This window comes from Ramlibacter sp. (genome assembly GCF_013697775.1).
Taxonomy (GTDB): domain Bacteria; phylum Pseudomonadota; class Gammaproteobacteria; order Burkholderiales; family Burkholderiaceae_C; genus Ramlibacter.
On record NZ_JACCWG010000017.1, the window covers coordinates 1 to 4,501 of the forward strand.

The window sequence follows — 4,501 nt, forward strand, 5'->3', positions numbered from 1 at the left end:
AGCCCGCCGCGGGCGCCGCCAGCGCGGCAAGCACCAGCCGCCGCCTGGCGACGGAGGCGCCGGCGCCGGCCGTCATGGCGTCTCCCGCTCCATCAGCAGGTAGGTGTTGTAGGCGTTCATGCGGTTGGCCACGCCGAACAGCGGCATGGCCTGGAAGCGGCTCCAGTCGGCGGCCTTGTAGGCGTCGTCGAACGGCTCCATGTTCTTCGCCGCCTCGCCCATCACGCGGCGCAGGTGCAGCAGGTAGTCGCGCGTGAGTTCCATGTCCTTGCGCGCCTCGGTGGACAGCGGCCCGTGGCCGGGCACGATGGCCGTGGCGCCGAAGGCCAGCAGCTGGTCCAGCGCGCCGATCCAGTGGCGGCTGTCGGCCTGGCCCACGTAGGGAATGCGGTTGCGGAACACCAGGTCGCCGGCGAACAGCACCCGCTCGCCGGGCAGGTAGATCGCCAGGTCTTCCGGCGTGTGCGAGGGGCCGACCGGGCGCACCTGCAGCTGCACGCCGCCGACCTCAAGGTCGGTCGGGCCGGCCAGCCAGACGTCGGGCTGCACCAGCCGCGTGTTGGCGTCGATCCACGGCGCCAGTTCGGTGCGCGACGCCTCCAGCCGCAGCCGCGCCGTGTCGGAAGCGAGGTACTCGCGCGCCGCCTGGTGCGCGATGATCTTCGCGCCCGCCGACTTGAACACCTGCAGCCCGTAGATGTGGTCGGCGTGGTAGTGCGTGAGGATGACGTGCGTGACCGGCTTGTCCGTGCGCCGGCGGATCTCGGCCAGCAGCCGCTCGGCCAGCGCCGGCGAGCCCAGCGCGTCGATCACCACCACGCCGTCGCGCGTGATGACGAAGCCCGCGTTGGAAATGAAATTCTGGTTGGCGGGCGAGCCCAGCGCGGACAGACCCTGCACGAACCAGGCGGAGGCGGACACCTGCTGCGGCCGCATCTCGGGGGCCGGCATCGGCGGCTGCTGCGCGAAGGCCGGCAGGCAGGACAGCAGGGCGGCCAGGCAGGCCAGCAGCAGGCGTGCGGCAGTGGACATCTGTGGAAAACGGGGTAGGGCAGCGTCAGCGGCCGACGTCCATCTCGATCGCGATCTGCGTGCAGACCGCGCGGCACAGGGTGACCACGCGGTCGTTGACGATGCGGTAGTAGATCTGCACGCCGTCGCGGCGCTTGCCCAGCACGCCGGCCTGGTAGAGCGTGTTCAGGTGCTGCGACATGTTGGGCTGGGTGGTGTCGATCTCGGCCAGCAGCTCGCTCACGTTCTTCTCGCCGTTGCACAGGCTGGCGATGATCTTCAGCCGCATGGGCGCCGACATGACGCGGAACACCTCGGCGGCGAGCTCGAACACCTCGTCGGATTCGATGGCGGCGTTGTTGCTGGCGGCGGCGCGGGCGGTGGCCATGCGGGTGTCCTCGGGTCGCGGAATCAGGGCTTGATGTAGGCGTAGTGCTCGCGCGCCTGCAGCTGCCCGATGCGCACCACGCCCGAGGGCGTGAACTCGGCGTCCATGATGAACTTGTCCCTGGCGATGCCGCGCGTTTTCAGCGTGATCTCGCACACCTCGAAGCGCACGCCGCGCGCCTTCAGCGCCGACACCAGCGAGGCGTACTCGATATTGGGGTTCTTCTTGTCGTGCGCGCCTTCCATCAGGAAGTCGATGCCCTCGGCATGCGTGACGACGACGATCTTGGTGTCCGGCGCCACGTCCAGATGGTTGCGGATGTTGCGCAGGCCCCTGGTGGCCTGGGCTTCGGCATTGTCGATGTGGTAGACCACCTTGTCCTGCGCGCGTGCCGCGCCCAGCGCCAGGAAGAGGAGGGCCGCGAACAGGGCCAGGCGGCGCAGGAAGATGGGCATAAAGACCTTTTCAGCCGGAGTTCATCGATGGCGGCAAATATAAGCCAATTGATTTGCCCCTTGCATGCGGGTGGACCCTAGCGCCGTCCCGCGCGGCATCGACAGATTTGATGACGACAGTTTTGATGATGGTGCTCTCCGGCGGATGCTCCCATAATTTTTCTGCGTGCTGCCGCGTCCGCTTCGGTGTCCCGGCACCGCGGCGCAGTTATCTAGGGGAGTTGTATGTCAGAAGTTGCCGGTTCGATCCGGCAGCACGGAGCCGCCATCAGGCCGGTGCCTCCGCAGCTGCCGATCCAACGACTGAGCATCCGTGAGCTCGACGTGCTGCATTGGCTGGCGGCGGGCAAATCCGCCGGCGATACGGCAACCATACTGGGCATCAGCGTATGCACGGTGCGGGTGTATGTGCGCAACATCATGCGCAAGCTCGACGCGGTGAACATCCCGCACGCCGTTTCCAAGGGGCACCAGCTGAACATTCTCCCGATCCCCTAGGCGGGCAGGCGCATTTCCTCGGCGGGCAGCGGCCCGCGTTGCGGGGGGCCGGGGGCCTATGGCTTAATTCCGCGGTCGCCCACGCGCCGGGATGGATGACCTGGCCTCGCCCGCGGCGACACACAAGGAGGACACCATGCGGGGAAGCTGCCTGTGCGCAACCGTGCAATACGAGGTGCTGAAGTTCAGCGCGCCGATCGACCACTGTTCCTGCCGCATGTGCCGCAAGGCGCACGCCGCGGCGTTCAATACCGCGGCGGGCGTGCTGCGGCAGGACTTCCGCTGGACCGCCGGCGCCCAGGCGGTGAAGGCCTACGAATCGTCTCCCGGGAAATTGCGCCACTTCTGCTCCAACTGCGGCAGCCAGCTGCTGTCGGAGCGCACCGGCCAGCCGATGATGTTCCTGCGCGTCGCCACGCTGGACGAGGACCCGGGCCTGCGGCCGGAATTCCGCATCTGGAAATCCCATGAGGTGCCATGGCTGGCCTATGGCGACCTCATCGCCACCTATGAGGAAGCCCAGCCCTGAAGAGCCAGCGGCGGCACGCGTAGTGCACCGGCTGCGCCGCGCCTCTCGTCAAATCTGACGAATTTACGGCGGCACCCCCCTTCGCTATCTTCGAGCGCACTCGCACACGCAAGGTGTGCGTGTTCAATGCCACCAACCGAAGGGAAACGAAAAATGACAAGTGCCGCGTCGCCGTCGCTGCCGCGAACCATGCCTGAATTCTGGGAGATGGCCAGCGGGGCCTGGTCCACCGCCACGCATCTGGCCGACCGCAATGTGCAGGCCCTCGCCCATGCCGATCTGCCGCGGCTGCGCGCCGTGCTGATCCAGTACCGCTGGTTCACCTCGTACTTCACCGGCGACCTCGCCCTGCTGATCTACAAGCTGCCGCCGTCGTCGCTGCGCACGCTGCTGGGCCACTTCGTCGCCGAGGAGCTCGGCATGAACGACCCCGCGCAGGCGCATCCCGCCATGTACGACCGCTTCCTGCTGGGCCTGGGCGTGTCGCCCGACCAGCTGGAGACCGAGGCCGATCCGCGCAACCTGGCGCTGCTGGCGCAGATGCGCGAGAAACTGCTGTCGCAGTCGTACATGTACGGCGTGGGCTTGCGCGGCATGGGCGCGGAATGCCTGTGCCAGGTCTACCTGGAGGCGGTGCACCACCACCTGCTGAAGAACCCGGAGATCGTGCAGCGGCGCAAGTCGCTGGACTGGACCTTCTGGGACATCCACGCGAGCGAGGCCGACCAGATGCACGGCGAGATGACGCGCAAGTACATCGAGCGGCTGGCCACCGAGGACAACATCCCCGAGCTGGCGGCCGGCTACCTCGAGGCCGAGCGCACCTTCATGCAGTTCTGGGCCCATGCCTACGAAGGCTCGCAGCGGGCGGCGCAGGTGCACTCGTCCGGCGACCGCGCACCCGCGATCCCGCTCGACGGCCTGGTCTACAGCGCGGCCCGCTGACATGGACGCCGAGCTGAGCCGCCCGTCGCTCGGGCGCGACCTGCAGCGCGCGTTCGCCGAACACGGGTGGCGCGTCGCCATCGAATGCGCCGGCCGCTGCATGACCTACGCCGAACTGGGCGAGGCCGTGCGCTGCACGGCCGGCGGCCTGGCCGTGCGCGGCGTGGCGCCAGGCGAGATCGTCGCCTCGTGGTCGCCCAACGCCATCGAACCCCTGGTGGTGCATTACGCGGCCATTGTGTCCGGCGTCGCGGTGGTGCACCTGGACCCCGACTGGGACGCCGCGCAGGCGTCCAGCCACCTGGGCGGCGCACGCGCGGTGGGCCTGTTCGTGCGGGCCTTCCACCAGGGCATCCAGTATCCCGCCCGCGTGAAGACGCTGCGGCGGGAGCAGCCGCAGCTGCAGTTCGTCGTCACGCACGGGCGAGAGCCGCGTTTCGAGAGCCTGCTGCCGGGCGGCTGGACGGAATTCCTGCACTCCGGCGCGGCGGCGCAGGCCCCTGAAATGCCGCCGGCGCCGGCGCCTTCCGCCACGCCCGAGCACGCGCACGAGAGCGCGCAGCGCATCGGCATGGTCGCCGGCCTGCACGTGGACGGCACGCTGGCGCTCGGGCCGCTGGTGGCCCATCTGCACGGGCACACGCTCGTGATCGGGGACGCCGACGAGGCCGATCC

7 protein-coding genes are annotated in these 4,501 nt (G+C 68.7%); 4 read left to right on the top strand and 3 right to left on the bottom strand.

From position 1 onward, the window contains the following. Window positions 1-72: 72 nt before the first annotated feature. From H0U68_RS00950 to H0U68_RS00960, 3 genes are all read right to left on the bottom strand, one after another. Window positions 73-936, bottom strand: a complete 864-nt coding sequence (locus H0U68_RS00950) for an MBL fold metallo-hydrolase (RefSeq protein ID WP_296352252.1) — start codon at window positions 934-936, stop codon at window positions 73-75. Between the two features lie 121 nt (window positions 937-1,057). Beyond that, on the bottom strand, window positions 1,058-1,399 hold the full coding sequence (locus tag H0U68_RS00955; RefSeq protein ID WP_296352238.1) for a metalloregulator ArsR/SmtB family transcription factor: 342 nt from the start codon (window positions 1,397-1,399) through the stop codon (window positions 1,058-1,060). Window positions 1,400-1,422: 23 nt separating this feature from the next. Then, window positions 1,423-1,854 (bottom strand): DsrE family protein, encoded by a 432-nt coding sequence (locus H0U68_RS00960; RefSeq protein WP_296352242.1) that lies wholly within the window; start codon window positions 1,852-1,854, stop codon window positions 1,423-1,425. Window positions 1,855-2,079: 225 nt separating this feature from the next. Between H0U68_RS00960 and H0U68_RS00965 the strand changes: the two genes are divergently transcribed. From H0U68_RS00965 to H0U68_RS00980, 4 genes are all read left to right on the top strand, one after another. Beyond that, window positions 2,080-2,352, top strand: a complete 273-nt coding sequence (locus H0U68_RS00965) for a helix-turn-helix transcriptional regulator (RefSeq protein ID WP_296352244.1) — start codon at window positions 2,080-2,082, stop codon at window positions 2,350-2,352. Window positions 2,353-2,488: 136 nt separating this feature from the next. Then, the gene (locus H0U68_RS00970; protein ID WP_296352247.1) at window positions 2,489-2,881 is read left to right on the top strand and encodes a GFA family protein; all 393 of its coding nucleotides are present in this window, start codon (window positions 2,489-2,491) and stop codon (window positions 2,879-2,881) included. Between the two features lie 189 nt (window positions 2,882-3,070). After that, window positions 3,071-3,826: an iron-containing redox enzyme family protein gene (locus tag H0U68_RS00975; RefSeq protein ID WP_296352248.1), complete on the top strand. Its 756-nt coding sequence runs from the start codon at window positions 3,071-3,073 to the stop codon at window positions 3,824-3,826. 1 nt (window position 3,827) lies between these two features. After that, window positions 3,828-4,501 (top strand): AMP-binding protein (locus H0U68_RS00980; RefSeq protein WP_296352250.1); only part of this gene is annotated, 674 nt, incomplete at its 3' end.